This is a genomic window from Nonomuraea sp. B12E4 (assembly GCF_039871825.1).
In the GTDB taxonomy this organism is placed as follows: Bacteria; Actinomycetota; Actinomycetes; order Streptosporangiales; family Streptosporangiaceae; genus Nonomuraea.
This window is the reverse complement of the sequence record NZ_JBDPME010000004.1, coordinates 59,252-75,258: the sequence shown is the minus strand read 5'-3', so window position 1 is coordinate 75,258 and position 16,007 is coordinate 59,252. Positions and strand designations below refer to the sequence as shown.

Sequence of the window (16,007 nt, the reverse complement as noted above, 5' to 3'; positions counted from 1 at the left end):
CATGACCGTACGCGCCGGATGGCAGGGCCGCTTCTTCGAGGACTTCGAGGTCGGCGACGTGTACGAGCACGGGCTGGGCCGCACGGTGACCCAGGCGGACAACGTCTGGTTCACCCTGCTCACCCAGAACACCGCCCGGGTGCACTTCGACGCCCATTACGCCGCGCAGACCGAGTTCGGCCGGCCGCTGGTCAACTCGGCCTTCACCATCGCGCTGGTCACCGGGCAGTCGGTCAACGACGTGTCGTACAACGTCATGGCCAACCTGGGCTGGGACGAGGTGCGGCTGCCGAACCCGCTGTTCGAGGGCGACACCGTCTATTCGTCGTCCGAGGTGCTGGCCGTGCGCGAGTCGCGGTCGCGGCCGGAGGTCGGCATCGTGACCGTGCGGACCACGGGCACCAACCAGGACGGCACGGTCGTCATCACCTTCAACCGGACGGTGATGGTCTACCGGCGCGGATTCGGCCCCGTACGCGGGCCCGGGACCCCCGGATGACCGTCACTCACCTGCCTGCGCCTCCTCCGCCGGCGGGTTCGACAGCAGCTCGGCCACCAGGTTCTTCGGGGCGACCTCCATGAGGCTCAGCGAGGTCTCCGTGCGGTGCACGCCCTCGATCTGCCAGATGCGCTCCATGAGCAGGTGACGCAGGTGCAGGTGGTCGCGCACGCGGAGCCTGGCGAGCAGGTCGATCGCCCCGGTCACGACGTCGAGCCCTTCCAGCTCGGGGATCAGGGAGAGCTTCTCGATGAGCTCTTTCTGCTGGTAGCCCTGTACGGCCGTGATGGTCAGGTAGACCGTCATCGGGAACCCCGCGGCGCTCCAGTCGATGTTGATGCCGTAGCCGCGGATCACGCCGAGGCGCTCCAGACGCGCTATGCGCTCGCCGACCGCGGGCGCGGACATCCCCAGCTCGCGGGCCAGCGCCCGCTGTGAGCGCCGGGAATCCTTGCTGAGCAGCACGAGTATCCGCTTGTCGACGTCGTCGAGCGGCACCGCCGCCGGGACCGGCCCGGTGGGCAGGTCCCGTAGCGGGGCGGGCGAGGCGCTGGCGGTGGCGCGGCGTCGTGGGGGCATGGCGGGAAGGTTACCTTCCCGTACGCATGCGAACCATGCTTCCCCCCAAGTCAATCGTCACTCTTATGCACCTGAAGGGGGATGGGCTGGTAATTGTGGGACAAATGGTTAGTATTGGCTCTAATCTCCTTACAGATGACCACCTTACGGGCCGACGTGGGTTTCACTTCGCGAACCGTCGAGCCAGGCGGTGCGTGAACCCCCAGAACGGAGTGTGAGGACCGGTGCGGGTCTTCGACAGCAACTGGATGCAGATCTCCGACTACCTCGAACGCGACGACCGCATCGTGCTCCCGGTCGGCTCGACCGAGCAGCACGGGTACCTCTCGCTCGGCACCGACGCGCTGCTGGCCGAGCGGGTGTCGGTGGAGGCGGCCGAGCCGCTCGGCGTGCCGGTGCTGCCGGTCCTGCCGTTCGGCATGGCCCCGTACTTCACCTCCTACCCCGGCACCATGAGCCTGCGCATGAGCACCTACATCGAGGTGATCCGCGACCTGCTGGACTGCCTGGCCGGTCAGGGCTTCCGGCGGATCGCGGTGATCAACGGGCACGGCGGCAACGCCCCCGTCGCCGGGCTCGTCCGCGAGTGGATCAACCGGCCCGGCGCCGACCGGGTCCAGGTGCTGTTCCACAGTTGGTACAACGCGCCGAAGACGGCGGCGGCGGCCGGCCGGTTCGACGAGGACCAGTACCACGGCTCCTGGCTGGAGAACTTCGCCTGGACGAGGGTGGCCGGCGCCGACATCCCCGGCGGCGCCGCCCCCGTCATCGACCGGGCGACGGCGAACAACGTGACGGCCGAGGAGATGCGGGCGCTCGCGCCGGACGGCAGCCTCGGCGGGGCCTACCAGCGAAGTGACGAGGACATGCAGATCGTCTGGGACGCCGGCGTGGCCGAGGTCCGCGAACTGCTGGAGAAGGGATGGCTCGACCAGTGACATCAGGCCCAGTGACATCAGGCCCAGTGACATCAGGCCCAGGGACATCAGGCCCAGGGACATCAGGCCCGGAGACACCGACACCAGGCGGCGGGAGGGTCGCCGTCGTCACCGGCACGGCGCACGGGATCGGCGCGGCCATCGCGGCCGCGCTCGAAGCCGACGGCGTCCGGGTGCACGGCATCGACAAGGACACGGTGGACGTGACCGACTCGGCCGCGGTCAACGCGTTCTTCGCCGACCTCGGCGACGTCGACATCCTGGTCAACAACGCCGGCGGGGTCGTCGGCCAGGTGCACCACCCGATCGAGGAGATCAGCGACGAGGACTGGTCGGCCGTGGTGGCGGCCAACCTGACCAGCACCTTCCTGTGCACCCGCGCGGCGGTGCCGGGCCTGAAGCGGCGCGGGTCCGGCCGCATCGTCAACATCTCCTCCGGCGCCGGCCGCAGCGTCAGCCTGACCGGCATCCAGGCGTACGCCAGCGCCAAGGCCGGGCAGATCGGCTTCACCCGGCAGATGGCCCACGAGCTCGGCCCGTACGGCATCACGGTCAACTGCATCGCCCCCGGATTCGTCCTGTCGAACCCCACGACGGTCAAGCAGTGGGAGAGCTACGGGGAGGAGGGCCAGAAGGCGCTCGTCGAGGGCATCGCGGTGCGCCGCCTGGGCTCGCCCGAGGACATCGCGCACGGGGTGCGGTTCTTCGTCTCGGAGGCGTCCTCCTGGATCACCGGCCAGACCATCTCGATTGACGGCGGACATGCTCTCTTTTGATCGCACCGACACCGAATACCTCGACGAGCTCGCCGGTTACGTCGCCGTGCCCAGCGTGAGCCGTGACGCGACCGAGGAGGTCATGCGCTCGGCCGCCGAGTGGCTGGCGGACCAGCTCTCCTTCGCCGGCGGCCGCGTCGTCGCCACCTCCGGCCACCCGGTGGTGCGGGGCGAGTGGCTGGGGGCTCCCGGGGCGCCCACCATCCTGGTCTACGGCCACTACGACGTGCAGCCGACCGGCTCGGAGGCCGAGTGGCGCACCCCGCCGTTCGAGCTCACCGTCGACGGTGACGTGATCCGCGGGCGCGGGGTCACCGACGACAAGGGCCCGGTGTTCATCGTGCTCAAGGTGGCCCAGGCGTTCATCGCCCAGGAGGGCGCGCTCCCGCTCAACGTCAAGTTCCTCTTCGAGGGAGAGGAGGAGATCGGCAGCCCGCACCTGCCGGTCTACCTGCGCGAGCACGCCGACGAGCTGGCCGCCGACCTGGTGATCTCCGCCGACGGAGCCATGTGGCGGCCCACCGAGCCGTCGCTGTCGATCGCCTCCAAGGGCCTGGTGACCCTGGACATCGAGGTCACGGGCGCGAACGCCGACCTGCACTCCGGCCGGTTCGGCGGCACCGTGGCCAACCCGCTGCACGCGCTGTCGGAAATCCTGGCCGGGCTGCACGCGCCCGACGGCCGGGTCGCGGTCGAGGGTTTCTACGACGGCATCCCCGAGCTGGGCGACGAGCGCCGGGCGGCCATCGCGGCGGTGCCCTTCGACGAGGACGGCTACCGCGCCGGGCTGGGGCTCGACAGCCTCTTCGGGGAGGCCGGCTACCACACGCTCGAACGGCTGTGGGAGCGCCCCACACTGGAGATCAACGGGATCACCGGCGGCGGGAAGTACACGGTCATCCCGCACAGCGCGCGGGCCCACATCTCGTGCCGGCTGGTGCCGGGGCAGCGGCCGGAAGCCGTGCTGCGGGCGATCACCGACCACGTGCTCGCCCACGAGCTCGCCGGGATACGCGTCGCGGTCCACGCCGATGAGGGTGGCGTGCCCGCGTACACGATCGCGCCCGACCACCCGGCGATCCGGGCCGCCGGCGCCGCGCTGGAGCACGTCTACCCCGGCCAGGAGGTGCTGCTGGCCGTCATCGCCGGCACGTTGCCCGCCACGGCGCTGTTCGAGGAGGTGCTCGGCGCGAAGACGCTGTTCTTCTCCTTCTCGACCGCCGACGAGAACCTGCACGCCCCGAACGAGTTCATGCGGATCTCCCGGCTGCGCGAGGGCATGCGCGCCTGGGAACAGCTCTGGAGGCTGCTCGCCGACGGGCCGCACCGGCTGGCCACGTCCCTCTCAGAACCAGGAGTAAGTGGTGGCTGACGACACCCCCACAGCGCCGCCGAACGCCGAGCTGGCCCGGCTGAGCGAGGAGTTCTTCCAGGTCAAGCATGCCGCCGACCCGTTCAGCGCCACGCTGCTCGGGGTCTCCGGCTTCGACGGCCTGGTGCCCGACCCCGGCCGCGAGGGTTCGGCGGCCGTCGCCGCCGAGTTGTCCGGCATCGAGCGGCGGCTGGCGGCCATCGACCCGGCCGGCCTGAACCCGGCCGACCAGGTCAACCACGCGGTGCTCGGCCGCCTGGCCTGGGCGACCCGGTCGGACCTGGAACACGGCCTGTGGGAGACCGGGGCCTCGGCCGACGGCTACTCCGCGCCGCAGGCGATGATGTTCATGTCGGTCCCGGCCGCCTCCGTCACCGACGCGGCGGCGGCCGACCGGTACCTCAAGCGGCTGAGCGGCCTGCCCGCGTTCCTCGACGCCGTCCTCGACCGCTACCGCACGGCCAAGGACGAAGGCCGCATCCCCACCCGCGTCGGCGTCGGCCAGGCCATCGACCAGCTCACCGGCCACCTCGCGCTGAGCCTGGCCGACGACACGCTGCTCAGCCCGCACCTGCCGGACGACGTGGACCGCGACCAGGTCAGGGCCCGGGCGGCGGAGATCGTCGAGGGCTCCGTCCGCCCCGCCATGCGCCGCCTGCTGGCCGGCCTGCGCGACGAGCTGCTGCCGGTGGCCCGTCCCGACGACCGGGTCGGCATCCGGTTCGTCCCGGGCGGCGAGGAGGGCTACCGCGACGCGGTACGGCGGCACACCACCACCGACCTGTCACCGGAGGAGATCCACCAGATCGGGCTCGACTGCCTGGCGGAGCTGCGCTCGGAATGGGCCGAGCTGGGCGGCCGGGTGCTCGGCACCAGCGACGTGGCGGAGATCCACGCCCGGCTGCGCGACGACCGCTCGCTGCGCTTCACCGACAGCGCGCAGATCGTCGACACGGTGACCGGGGCGCTGCGCCGGGCGGAGGAGGCCCGCGACGACTGGTTCCCCGCGTACGACATCGCCGACTGCGTCATCGAGGAGATCAACCCGATCGAGGCGGGTAACGCCGCGCTCGCCCACTACCGGCCGCCGGCCGGCGACGGGTCACGGCCGGGCGCCCACTGCGTGCTCACGACCGACCCACAGGAGCGGTTCGTGTACGAGTACGAGGCGCTGGCCTTCCACGAGAGCACCCCCGGGCACCACCTCCAGATCGCCTCGGCGCAGACCCTGACGGACCTGCCCGACTACCGGCGCTTCCTGGACGCCGAGGTGTGCGGCTACGTCGAGGGCTGGGGCCTGTACAGCGAGCGGCTGGCCGACGAGATGGGCCTGTACACCTCCGAGCTGTCCCGCCTGGGGATGCTGTCGTTCGACGCGCTGCGGGCCTGCCGCCTGGTGGTCGACACCGGCATGCACCACCTGGGCTGGTCGCGCGAGCAGGCCATGCGGTTCATGTGGGACAACACCGCGACCACCCGCGCCAACGTCCGCAACGAGATCGACCGCTACATCTCCTGGCCGGGTCAGGCGCTGGCCTACATGATCGGCCGCCGCGAGATCCGGCGCCTGCGCGACCTCGCCCGGCAGCGGCTCGGCGCCAGGTTCGACGTCCGGGCCTTCCACGGCACGGTGCTCGGCAACGGCGCGGTCCCGCTCGGCGTGCTCGACCAGATCGTGTCCGGCTGGATCGACCGCGTCGAAGCCGCCTGAAGTCCCACCCTTCGCAAGGAGTCGCATATGTTCGTAGAGATCAACGGAGCGCGCCTCAACGTCGAGGTGCTGGGTGAGGAGGGCGCTCCGGTGCTGATCGCCCACCACGGCGGCGGTGGCATCGGCTCGCTCGCGGAGCCGAGGTCGACCTTCGGGCCGCTGTCCGACCTGTTCCGCGTCGTGGTGTTCGACGCCCGCGGCTGCGGGCTGAGCGAGGGCGTGCCGCCGTACTCGCACGCCCAGTGGGCCGCCGACGTCGATGCGCTGCGCGAGTGGGCGGGCGCCGAGAAGATCGTGGTCGCGGGCGGATCGTACGGCGGGTTCATCGCCATGGAGTACGCGATCGCCTACCCCGACCGGGTGAGCGCGATGATCCTGCGCGACACCTCGCCGGACCGTACCAACCTGGACATCGCCACCGAGAACGCGCGCAAGCAGACCCGGGTGAAGCTCAACTGGGAGAACTACGAGCGTTACTGGAGCGGCAACATCCGCGACGACGAGGACCTCAAGGCCTGCTGGGCCGAGCTGATCCCGCTGTACGACTTCGAGTACGACCCGGTGGCCGCCGCCGCCCGGGTCGAGGCCGGCAGCTACCGCCACGAGGCGCACAACTGGTGCTTCCAGCACAACGCGCCCGTCTACGACGTCAAGCCGCAGCTCCCGTCGGTCACCTGCCCCACCCTGGTCACCGTGGGCCGTACCGACTGGGTGACCCCGGTGTCGTCGTCCGAGACGATCGCCTCGCTCGTCCCGAACTCGAAGCTGGTCGTCTTCGAGAGGTCCGGCCACTCGCCGCAGATCGAGGAGGCCGAGCTGTTCCAGCAGACGATGCGCGACTTCCTGGCCGAGGCGCTGCCCGAGACCGCGGCGGTGCGGCGATGATCACCCGGCGCACCCTCGACATCCCCGAACTCGACCTGTCCATCCCCTATTTCGACGTCCAGGGGCGCGCGGACGGGCCGCGGCTCACCGTGCTGTCCGGCGTGCACGGCGCCGAGTACGCCTCGATCGCCGCCGTCCGCGAGTTCGTCCGCGACCTCGACCCGAGCGCCGTCACCGGGCGGATCGTCCTCGTGCCGGTGGTGAACGTGCCCGGTTTCTGGGCCCGGGTGCCGTTCGTCGTCCCGGCCGACGGCGAGAACCTCAACCGCAACTTCCCCGGCGACCCGGCCGGCACCTACACGCAGGTGCTCGCCCACCACGTGTACGAGACGTTCATGCGCGGCTCCGACTACCTGGTGGACATGCACGCGGGCGACGTGCCCGAGGCGCTCGAACCGTTCACGATCTTCGAGGAGTCGCCGGTCGAGGCCGCCTCGCTCGACCTCGCCAGGGCCTTCGGGCTCGGGCACATCGTCCGGCAGGCGGCGGCGGCGCGGACCGTCGCGGGCAGCACCTGCGCGGCGGCGGCCGACGCCGGCATCCCGGCGATCATCGCCGAGTCGGGTCAGAACGGCCTGCTCGACCGGGCGGCCATCGACCGGCACCGGGCGGGGCTGACCAACCTCGCCAGGTCGATCGGCGTGCTGGACGGCGAGCCGTGGCCGGTGCGCGAGGCCCGCCATCACGAGGGCTGGCACTGGCTGCGCACCGAGCGGGCCGGCTGGTGGGAGCCCGCGGTGTCGGTGGGGGAGTCGGTGCCGGCCGGCGGGTTGCTCGGGACCGTGGCCGACGTGTGGGGCGAGGTGTTCGCCGAGGTGCGGGCGCCCGAGGCGGGCACGCCCCTGTTCCTGACCAGCAGCCCGGCCGTCGCCGCCGACGGACTGCTGCTCGGCCTGGCCCGCGACTGAACGCCCCGGGGCGTTACGCCCGGTCGGCCAGGCCGACGTAGTGGGGCCTCATCGCCGGGTAGTAGGCGTCGAAGTCCGGCAGGTTTGTCCACAGGCCCCGTCAGGACTGACGTGGCGGGGGTGCCGGCACCTGCCCCCGCTGAGGTGCCGGCGTCAACGGCTCGAAGATTGCAGGGAGTCGTGGTCGCTGGCAAGGAATCACCCTGAGATGGGATGCTGAGACCACTTTGTCCATTGCGAGCTGCGCGTTCGGCCGAGCTGCTGGGACGCCGGTGGGATGCGTGGGACGGCGGGCGGCTCACGGCTGAAAGGCGACTGGAGTCTTGACGCAGACGACTGACGCGCAGCGCTTCGCGGCGCGGTTACGGATGCTCAAGGAACGCGCGGGGACGAGTTTCGAGGAGTTGTCCAGACAGACCGGCATCAGCCGATCGAGCCTGCACCGGTACTGTTCCGGGGCCAAGGTGCCGACCGCCTACGGGCCGGTGCACGCCTTCGGCAAGGCGTGCGGCGCCACCAGCGACGAATTACGCGAACTGCACCGGCTGTGGGCGCTGGCCGACACCGCGCGCTCCGACCGCACTCCCTCCTGGGACGAGGAGGACGAGAGCGGCACGCCGAGTGCCGCCGGGCTCATGACCGGCCCGGCCGTGGACGAGGGAGCGGCGGAAAAGACAGCGCGGGCCGGGGGATCCCCCGGCGGGGTCGTGGACTGGCGCGGGTGGCCGGCCCCGGTGCGCGGCCGGCGCGGCGCGGTGGCCGCCGTGGCCGCCACCGTCCTGGTGATCGCGGGTGTGGCCGCCTTCGCCGTGTTCAGCACGGCCGCCGGGGACGACGCCCCGACGATCTCCGAAAGCCGGCCGGGTGCCCAGACCGTGGCCTCGGTACGGGTCTACAACATCGAGAGTGGGTGCAGGGTGCGGGCCGAACGCGTACCTGCCTGCAGCATGGGCCTGGCCCGCGATCCCCGGCTGAAGTACGCGGCGGGCAACGTGGTGGACCACCGCGTGTGGCATGGCGACCTCCTGCGGACCGACTGCGTCCTGTACGACGGTGACCGCGTCGAGGACGAGACCGGGGTGGGCACCACCCGCTGGTTCCGGGTGTTGCTGGACGACGTGCCCGGCGGTCATGCGTGGCTGCCCGCCGTACGTACCCACGACAACCCCAAACTCCCCGTGTGCGCCTGAAGCGGGCGGAGCGTCTCGGCTGTCCCGGAAAAGAGATCCTGGTGGTGTGTCCCCCGCGCGACTGCTCGTTCGTCGTGTCGGTGAGAGCCCATCGCCCTGGAGGTTGCGATGCAGTACGCACTGCTGATCTACACCCGGCGCGGCTATGGAGAGGAGCTGTCGGAGGCCGATCGCGCGGCGGCGTACGCCGAGTATCTAGCGTTCGGTGAGGACGAGCGGTGTGTCGTCGGCGCGCAGTTGGAACCCACCGAGACGGCGACCAGCGTGCGGGTGGTCGGCGGCCGGACACTGATGACGGACGGCCCGTTCGCGGACACCAAGGAGGTGCTCGGCGGCCTCTGCCTGATCGAGGCGGCCGACCTGGACGAGGCGGTCGAGCTGGCGGCACGCCTGCCGGCCGCCCGGCTCGGCGGCACGGTGGAGGTCAGACCGGTGGTGCGGCGCTGAGCGTGCTGGAGGAGGTCTTCCGGGGCGAGTGGGGCCGGGTGCTGGCCTCGCTGGTCGGGTTCCTCGGTGACTTCGACCAGGCCGAGGAGGCCGCGCAGGAGGCGTTCGCGATCGCGGCGCGGCGCTGGCCCGAGTCGGGCGTGCCGGACAACCCGGGCGCGTGGCTGGTGACGACGGCCCGCAACCGGGCCATCGACCGGCTCCGCCGGGAGCGCACCCTGGCCGAGAAGATCCACCTGCTGCCGGTGCCGGAGGTCACCATGGACGAGTTCGACGACACCGTGATCAAGGACGAACGACTTGAGCTGATCTTCACCTGCTGCCATCCCGCGCTGGCGCTGGAGGGGCAGGTGGCGCTCACGCTGCGGGCCGTCGGGGGTCTGGAGACCGCCGAGATCGCCCGGGCGTTCCTGGTCTCCGAGGAGACCATGAAGCGGCGCCTGACCCGCGCGAAGGCCAAGATCAAGCTGGCCGGGATCCCGTTCGCGGTGCCCGGCGCGCACCTGCTGCCCGACCGCCTCGACGCGGTGCTGGCCGTGATCTACCTGATCTACAACGAGGGTTACCGGGGGCGGATCGACCTCGGTGCCGAGGCCATCCGCCTGGGGCGGCTGCTCGCGGGGCTCATGCCGGCGGAGCCGGAGGCGTACGGGCTGCTGGCACTGATGATGATCCACCACGCCCGGCGGCGGGCCCGGTTCTCCGGCGAGGACCTGGTCCTGCTTGAGGACCAGGACCGGTCGCTGTGGGACAAGGGCCAGATCGCGGAGGGGCGGGCGGTGCTCGACCGGGCGCTGGAGCTGGGCGGGCGCGGTGCCTACGTGGTTCAGGCCGCGATCGCGTCGCTGCAGGCCGGAGAGCGGATCGACTGGCCGCGGGTCGCCGCGATGTACCGGCGGCTGGTCGAGCTCACCGGCTCGCCGGTGGTCGAGCTCAACCGCGCCGTGGCGCTCGCCCAGGCCGGCGACCCGGCCACGGCGCTGCGTGCCGTGGACCGCCTCGACCTGGACGGCTACCTCTACTTCCACTCCACCCGCGGCGAACTGCTGCGGCGGCTGGGCCGGGACGCCGAGGCACGGGCGGCCTACCATCGGGCGCTCGAACTCGCCACCTCGACTCCCGAACGGCGCTTCCTGGCCCGGCGGCTGGAACAGCTCTGAGTTTCCCGGCCCGGTCCTGTCCCCCGGGTGGATGGCCGTTCGTCGCCTGGATGTGAGCGACGACCGCCGGATCCGATGGTCGTCACGGACGTTCATCCCGACCCGAGGAGAAATCACCATGGCGACTGGCATCGAGGCGACGTTCCTGCGCCTCCACGAGGCCGTCAACAACCACGACGCGGAGCTCATCGCCAAGACGATCGACGAGGTCGTCGAGCCGGACGTGCTGTTCCACGCGCCGGTGCCGATGGGCACGACGGGGACGCAGGCGCTCAAGGACGTGTGGACGGTGCTCCTGCGCGCCTTCCCCGACATCCGTGTCTCGGTCGAGGACGTGATCACGGAGGGGGACAAGGTCGTCTACCGCAACCGGGTCACCGGGACCCACCAGGGCGAGTACCGGGGCCTGCCACCGACCGGCAGGACCGTCACGTACGACGAGATCTTCGTCATACGAGTCGCGGGCGATCGGGTCGCCGAGATCTGGGGGGTCGTGGACCTCTACTCGCAGTTGCGGCAGCTCGGCCTGATCCCCGAAGGCTCCTCGTGACCACCGCGGGGGAGATCTCTCGGTGAATGTGTTCCTGTGGATCGTGCAGGCGATCCTGGCCGCCTTGTTCGTCATGTCCGGTGTGGTGAAACTCCTCCAGCCGAAGGAGAAGCTGGCCGGCCGGTATCCGTGGGTGGAGGACTTCTCCCCGGCCACCGTGCGGTTCATCGGTGTGATGGAGGTGCTCGGCGCGATCGGGCTGATCCTTCCGGCCGTGACCGGGATCGCGGCCGTCCTGACGCCGGCCGCCGCCGCCGGGCTGGCGATCATCATGGTCCTGGGGGCGGTCACGCATATCCGTCGCAAGGAGGCGTACGGGGTGGTGGTCACCGCCGTCCTGCTCGTACTCACCGTGCTCGTCGCCTGGGGCCGCTTCGGTCCCTACGGCTGGTAAGGCGCTTCAGCGTCGCGATTCGCTCACGACGGCCGACCTCTGGATGCCTTCCGGGGCCGGCCGTCGAGGGGGACCGCTCGATGGCCTTGATTACATCAAACGAGTTTGATGTACTAGGCGGGCATGGTGCTGTCCGGTCAGGTCGTCCCGCCGCCGTTCGTCGAGCTGTTCCAGCCCGCCCACCCCACCCCCGGCGTCGGCCGGGCGGTCACACTTCTGAGCCCGCTCACGTGCCCACCCGCCCGCAGCGTGTGACTTGTGCCTCCCCGGGCGTTCCCGGACCTCGGGCAGGCGCTATCGTGAGCCGATATCGGGATCCGTTGTAACGGGGAGGTCGTCGTGGCGGGCACACCCACCCCCACCGGTGAGGGGCTGCTGGAGCGGCGCCTGGGGCTGCCCGATGCGGTGGTCATCGGGCTGGGCTCGATGATCGGTGCCGGTGTCTTCGCCGCCTTCGCGCCGGCGGCGCGCGCGGCCGGCTCGGGGCTGCTGCTCGGGCTGGCGCTGGCGGCCGTGGTCGCCTACTGCAACGCGACCTCCTCGGCCCGCCTGGCCGCCCGCTATCCCGCCTCCGGCGGCACCTACGTGTACGGCCGGGAGCGCCTGGGGGACTTCTGGGGCTACCTGGCCGGGTGGGGGTTCGTGGTCGGCAAGACCGCCTCATGCGCGGCGATGGCCCTGACCGTGGGCTCCTACCTGTGGCCGGAGCACGCACACGCGGTCGCGGTGGCCGCCGTCGTGGCGCTCACCGCGGTCAACTATGCCGGGATGCACAAGACGGTCTGGCTGACCAGGGGGATCGTCGCCGTGGTGGTGGCCGTGCTGGCCGCGGTCGCGCTGGTCTGCCTCACCTCCGGCGCCTCAGACGTCGCCCGCCTGGACGTGACCTCCGACGCCACGGTCACCGGGGTCCTGCAGGCGGCAGGTCTGCTGTTCTTCGCCTTCGCCGGATATGCCCGCATCGCCACGCTGGGCGAGGAGGTCCGGGACCCGGCCCGGACCATCCCCCGGGCCATCCCGCTCGCGCTCGGGCTGACCCTGGTGGTGTACGTGGCGGTCGCGGTGGCGGCGCTGACCGTGCTGGGCAGCGCGGGCCTGGGCCGGGCGACCGCCCCGCTGGCCGAGGCCGTGCGCGCCGCCGGGCTGCCCGCTCTCGCGCCGGTGGTCGGCGTGGGCGCCGCGGTGGCCGCGACCGGCTCACTGCTGGCGCTGATCCTGGGCGTCTCCCGCACCGCGCTGGCCATGGCCCGCGACCGGCACCTCCCGCACGCGCTGGCCGCCGTCCACCCCCGCTTCAAGGTCCCCCACCGCGCCGAGCTGGTCATCGGCGCGATCGTGGCCATCCTGGCCGGTACGGCGGACCTGCGCGGCGCGATCGGCTTCTCCTCATTCGGCGTGCTGGTCTACTACGCCATCGCCAACGCGGGCGCCTGGACCCTCACCCCCGGCGAGGGCCGCCCGCCGCGGCTGATACCGGTCGTCGGCCTGGCCGGCTGCCTGATCCTGGCCTTCGCCCTGCCGCTCTCCTCGGTGATCGCCGGAGCCGCGGTGCTGGCCATCGGCGCCGCCGCATACGCCCTCCGACGAGCGCTCACGACCCGCTCATCGTGACCGAGCGCCCGGAGACGACCGGCTCACCGGGGGCGGCGGGCAAACGTGGAGCTCAAGCCGGCGCAGGCGGCACGCTCAGGGCTCAGGCAGTCCCTGGCGGGCGGTCCGCCTCGGGGAGCACCTCGCGTGCCAGCTCCAGCAGCGCCCTGCGGTCCTCCGCCAGCGCCGCCATGCCCGCCTCGGTGGCCCGGTAGATCCGCCGCACCCGGCCCGCGACCACCTCCTGCCGTGAGGACAGCAGCCCGTCGGCCTCCAGCCGGTGCAGCGTCGGATAGAGCGTGCCGGGACTGATCGCATAGCCGTGCCGCTTGAGCTCCTCGGTCATCCACGCCCCGTGAACGTCCTGCTCGGCGGCATGGTGCAGGATGTGCAGCCGCACCGCCCCGCGCTGGAACTCCCTCATCCCCGCCCACCGTCCCGACTCGGCCCGTCCTCCAGCATATGACGAAACCGATATCGGGCGCCGAGATCGAGCCGTCCCGAGTCAGCCGACGCGGTGGGAGCGGCGGGAGCGGTTCAGGACGAGCCCGCTGAGGACCATGGCGATCGGACCCACCACCAGGGCCACGTAGCCGCCGACGATGCCGTAGCCGGTGCCGGGACCCCCGTCCGCGACGGCCACGACCACCCCGCCGATGATCGTGCCGGCCAGCCCCGCCGCCAGGGACACGACGGCCCCGCGCCTGCCGGTGCCGGTGCCGGCGCGACCGGCGGAGCGGGCCAGCGCGAGCCCGCCGATGACCACGCCGGCCAGCCCCACCAGCGCGGCCGCCGAGGCCCAGATACGTCCGGTGGTCCAACCGTAGACAGTGGGGTCGGGCTGGGCCAGGACGTCCACGACCGCCGGGGCGCCGGGCCCGAGCCCCGCGAGCAGGGATGTGAACAGGTGACGGACCGACATGAGGTGCTCCTTCTCCTCCTGCGACTGGACGTGGCTCGATCGTGCTTCACGGACCCGCCGCCGATCGTCGGCCGTACGTGGGCAATCCGCCCTGCCGCCGATGCCGTAACGGGTTACCGCGGACGCCGCAGGGGCCGTGAACGTACCGCGTCCGCGGTAGCCGGCCGGTCATCCGCGCGCAGGATCCGCCCGCGCGGAGATCCGGTTAGGGTGCGCGCATGAGCACACGACGGTTGGTCGTCACGGACTGGGTGATCGCCGTCGGCGTGGCCGCGGCGCTGCTGGTCACCGGGCTGTCCGGACGGCACTCCGGCACGTACCTCGCCCTGCTCGGCTACGCGCTGCTGACCGCCGGCGGCCTGATGCTGGTCGCGCGCCGCCGGGCCCCGGTGCTGGTGCTGGCCGGCACCGGGGTGTGCGCGGTGGCCTACCAGGCGGCCGGGTTCGACGTGCCCGCCGTCGCATACCTGTTCGCGGTGTACGCGGCCGTACGGGCGGGACACCGTACCGTCACCGTGGTGGCGAGCGTGATCATGCTGGGGCTTCTCCCGTTCGCGGCCCTGGCCTCGGGCCTGCATGACACGGGCGAGGCGTTCGCCCAGGCCCGCGGCGCACTGGAGCTTGCCTGGCTGATCGCGGCCGGCGCCGCGGGGGAGGCGCTGCGGCAGGCCGAGCGGCGGGCGGACGAGGCCGAGCGCACCCGGGAGGAGGTGGCGCGGCGCCGCGCCGACGAGGAGCGGCTGCACATCGCGCGGGAGCTGCATGATTCGCTCACCCACCAGATCTCGATCATCAAGGTGCAGGCCGAGGTCGCCGTTCACGTGGCCCGCCGGCGGGGCGAACCGGTGCCGGAGGCCCTGCTGGCGATCCAGGAGGCCGGCCGCGAGGCGACCCGGGAGCTGCGCGCGACCCTGGAGGCGCTGCGTGACGACGACACGAGCCCGCCGCGCGGGCTCGACCACGTCGCCGAGCTGGTGGAACGGGCCCGTACGACCGGCCTGGACGCGACGCTGACGATCGGGGGACAGCGCGCCGACGTGCCGGCCGCGGTGGACCGTACCGTCTACCGGATCGTTCAGGAGTCCCTCACCAACATCGCCCGGCACGCCGCCGCCGCGACGGCGTCGGTCAGGATCGACTACCGCCCCGACGGCCTGGCGATCCGCGTCGACGACGACGGCAGGGCCACCCCGGAGACCGCCCCGGCGCCCGGGGTCGGGCTGCTCGGCATGCGGGAACGAGTCACCGCCCTCGGCGGCCGGCTGCTGGCGGCACCGCGCGACGAGGGCGGTTTCACCGTCCAGGCCGAGCTTCCGGTAGACCGTACGCCATGATCCGGGTTCTGCTGGTCGACGACCAGCCACTTCTGCGCAGCGGGTTTCGCGCGCTCCTCGACCTCGAAGACGACATCGAGGTGGTGGCCGAGGCCGCCGACGGGAGCGAGGGCCTGGCCCTGATCAGGGAGCACCTGCCCGACGTCGCGCTCATCGACATCCAGATGCCGGTCCTCGACGGCATCGAGGCGACCCGGCGCATCGCCGCGGACCCGGCCCTGGCCGGGGTGCACGTCGTCATCCTGACCAACTACGGCCTGGACGAATACGTCTTCAACGCCCTGCGCGCCGGCGCGGCCGGGTTCCTCGTCAAGGACATCATGCCGGAGGACTTCCTGCACGCCGTACGCGTCGCCGCCCGCGGTGACGCCCTGCTCGCACCGTCCATCACCCGCAAACTGATCAACCGGTACGTCACCCAGCCGCCCAACCCCGGCACCGGCACGGCGCTGGAAGAGCTGACCAACCGCGAACGCCAGGCCGTCGCCCTGCTCGCGCAGGGCCTGTCCAACGATGAGATCGCCGACCACATGGCGATCAGCGCGATGACCGCGAAGACCCACGTCAACCGGGCCATGTCCAAGCTCCGTGCCCGCGACCGCGCTCAGCTCGTGGTCCTCGCCTACGAATCCGGCCTGGTCACCCCGCCCAACACCTGACCGCCTCCACACCAAGAAGCCGCTGCTCATGTGGGGTACGGGCAGCCCGCCGACGACAGCGGCACATGTCGCGAATAGCATCGTTGTGTGCGG

General features: G+C 71.8%; 19 protein-coding genes. 16 read left to right on the top strand and 3 right to left on the bottom strand.

Translation table 11 applies throughout. From position 1 onward, the window contains the following. Position 1 precedes the first annotated feature (1 nt). Positions 2-499, top strand: coding sequence for a MaoC family dehydratase (locus ABGB18_RS11610; RefSeq protein WP_347695447.1), 498 nt, complete (start codon positions 2-4; stop codon positions 497-499). Positions 500-502: 3 nt separating this feature from the next. Here the strand turns inward: ABGB18_RS11610 and ABGB18_RS11605 are convergent, their stop codons facing one another. Further along, positions 503-1,078, bottom strand: coding sequence for an Lrp/AsnC family transcriptional regulator (locus tag ABGB18_RS11605; RefSeq protein ID WP_347695446.1), 576 nt, complete (start codon positions 1,076-1,078; stop codon positions 503-505). A gap of 224 nt (positions 1,079-1,302) precedes the next feature. On the opposite strand from ABGB18_RS11605, the gene ABGB18_RS11600 reads away from it, so the two are divergent. From ABGB18_RS11600 to ABGB18_RS11540, 13 genes are all read left to right on the top strand, one after another. Continuing rightward, positions 1,303-2,016, top strand: a complete 714-nt coding sequence (locus tag ABGB18_RS11600; protein WP_347695445.1) for a creatininase family protein — start codon at positions 1,303-1,305, stop codon at positions 2,014-2,016. A 26-nt stretch (positions 2,017-2,042) separates the two neighbouring features. Continuing rightward, entirely contained in the window at positions 2,043-2,792 is a 750-nt protein-coding gene (locus tag ABGB18_RS11595) for an SDR family NAD(P)-dependent oxidoreductase (protein ID WP_347695444.1), read from the top strand. Further along, complete coding sequence (locus ABGB18_RS11590) at positions 2,779-4,164, top strand: dipeptidase (RefSeq protein ID WP_347695443.1); 1,386 nt, start codon at positions 2,779-2,781, stop codon at positions 4,162-4,164. Before ABGB18_RS11595 ends, ABGB18_RS11590 begins: the two co-directional genes overlap by 14 nt. Beyond that, entirely contained in the window at positions 4,157-5,875 is a 1,719-nt protein-coding gene (locus ABGB18_RS11585; RefSeq protein ID WP_347695442.1) for a DUF885 domain-containing protein, read from the top strand. Before ABGB18_RS11590 ends, ABGB18_RS11585 begins: the two co-directional genes overlap by 8 nt. A 27-nt stretch (positions 5,876-5,902) precedes the next feature. Further along, entirely contained in the window at positions 5,903-6,760 is an 858-nt protein-coding gene (locus ABGB18_RS11580; RefSeq protein ID WP_347695441.1) for an alpha/beta hydrolase, read from the top strand. Further along, positions 6,757-7,668 (top strand): succinylglutamate desuccinylase/aspartoacylase family protein, encoded by a 912-nt coding sequence (locus ABGB18_RS11575; protein WP_347695440.1) that lies wholly within the window; start codon positions 6,757-6,759, stop codon positions 7,666-7,668. Before ABGB18_RS11580 ends, ABGB18_RS11575 begins: the two co-directional genes overlap by 4 nt. 323 nt (positions 7,669-7,991) lie before the next feature. Further along, positions 7,992-8,858 (top strand): helix-turn-helix transcriptional regulator, encoded by an 867-nt coding sequence (locus ABGB18_RS11570; protein ID WP_347695439.1) that lies wholly within the window; start codon positions 7,992-7,994, stop codon positions 8,856-8,858. Between the two features lie 108 nt (positions 8,859-8,966). Further along, positions 8,967-9,305: a YciI family protein gene (locus ABGB18_RS11565; protein ID WP_347695438.1), complete on the top strand. Its 339-nt coding sequence runs from the start codon at positions 8,967-8,969 to the stop codon at positions 9,303-9,305. 2 nt (positions 9,306-9,307) lie between these two features. Beyond that, positions 9,308-10,465, top strand: coding sequence for a sigma-70 family RNA polymerase sigma factor (locus ABGB18_RS11560; RefSeq protein WP_347695437.1), 1,158 nt, complete (start codon positions 9,308-9,310; stop codon positions 10,463-10,465). A gap of 118 nt (positions 10,466-10,583) precedes the next feature. Next, the gene (locus tag ABGB18_RS11555; RefSeq protein WP_347695436.1) at positions 10,584-11,015 is read left to right on the top strand and encodes an ester cyclase; all 432 of its coding nucleotides are present in this window, start codon (positions 10,584-10,586) and stop codon (positions 11,013-11,015) included. A gap of 22 nt (positions 11,016-11,037) precedes the next feature. After that, positions 11,038-11,409 (top strand): DoxX family protein, encoded by a 372-nt coding sequence (locus tag ABGB18_RS11550; RefSeq protein WP_347695435.1) that lies wholly within the window; start codon positions 11,038-11,040, stop codon positions 11,407-11,409. 123 nt (positions 11,410-11,532) lie between these two features. Further along, complete coding sequence (locus ABGB18_RS11545; protein WP_347695434.1) at positions 11,533-11,664, top strand: hypothetical protein; 132 nt, start codon at positions 11,533-11,535, stop codon at positions 11,662-11,664. Between the two features lie 84 nt (positions 11,665-11,748). Next, on the top strand, positions 11,749-13,020 hold the full coding sequence (locus ABGB18_RS11540) for an APC family permease (RefSeq protein ID WP_347695433.1): 1,272 nt from the start codon (positions 11,749-11,751) through the stop codon (positions 13,018-13,020). Between the two features lie 82 nt (positions 13,021-13,102). On the opposite strand, the gene ABGB18_RS11535 is transcribed toward ABGB18_RS11540, so the two are convergent. Together ABGB18_RS11535 and ABGB18_RS11530 are read right to left on the bottom strand one after the other, a co-directional pair. Further along, on the bottom strand, positions 13,103-13,423 hold the full coding sequence (locus ABGB18_RS11535; RefSeq protein ID WP_347695432.1) for a PadR family transcriptional regulator: 321 nt from the start codon (positions 13,421-13,423) through the stop codon (positions 13,103-13,105). 81 nt (positions 13,424-13,504) lie between these two features. Further along, positions 13,505-13,921: a DUF6223 family protein gene (locus ABGB18_RS11530; protein WP_347695431.1), complete on the bottom strand. Its 417-nt coding sequence runs from the start codon at positions 13,919-13,921 to the stop codon at positions 13,505-13,507. 218 nt (positions 13,922-14,139) lie between these two features. On the opposite strand from ABGB18_RS11530, the gene ABGB18_RS11525 reads away from it, so the two are divergent. Both ABGB18_RS11525 and ABGB18_RS11520 read left to right on the top strand, forming a co-directional pair. Next, positions 14,140-15,255, top strand: a complete 1,116-nt coding sequence (locus tag ABGB18_RS11525) for a histidine kinase (RefSeq protein WP_347695430.1) — start codon at positions 14,140-14,142, stop codon at positions 15,253-15,255. Next, positions 15,252-15,914: a response regulator transcription factor gene (locus ABGB18_RS11520; protein WP_347695429.1), complete on the top strand. Its 663-nt coding sequence runs from the start codon at positions 15,252-15,254 to the stop codon at positions 15,912-15,914. The genes ABGB18_RS11525 and ABGB18_RS11520 overlap by 4 nt, the downstream gene beginning before the upstream one ends. Positions 15,915-16,007 lie beyond the last annotated feature (93 nt).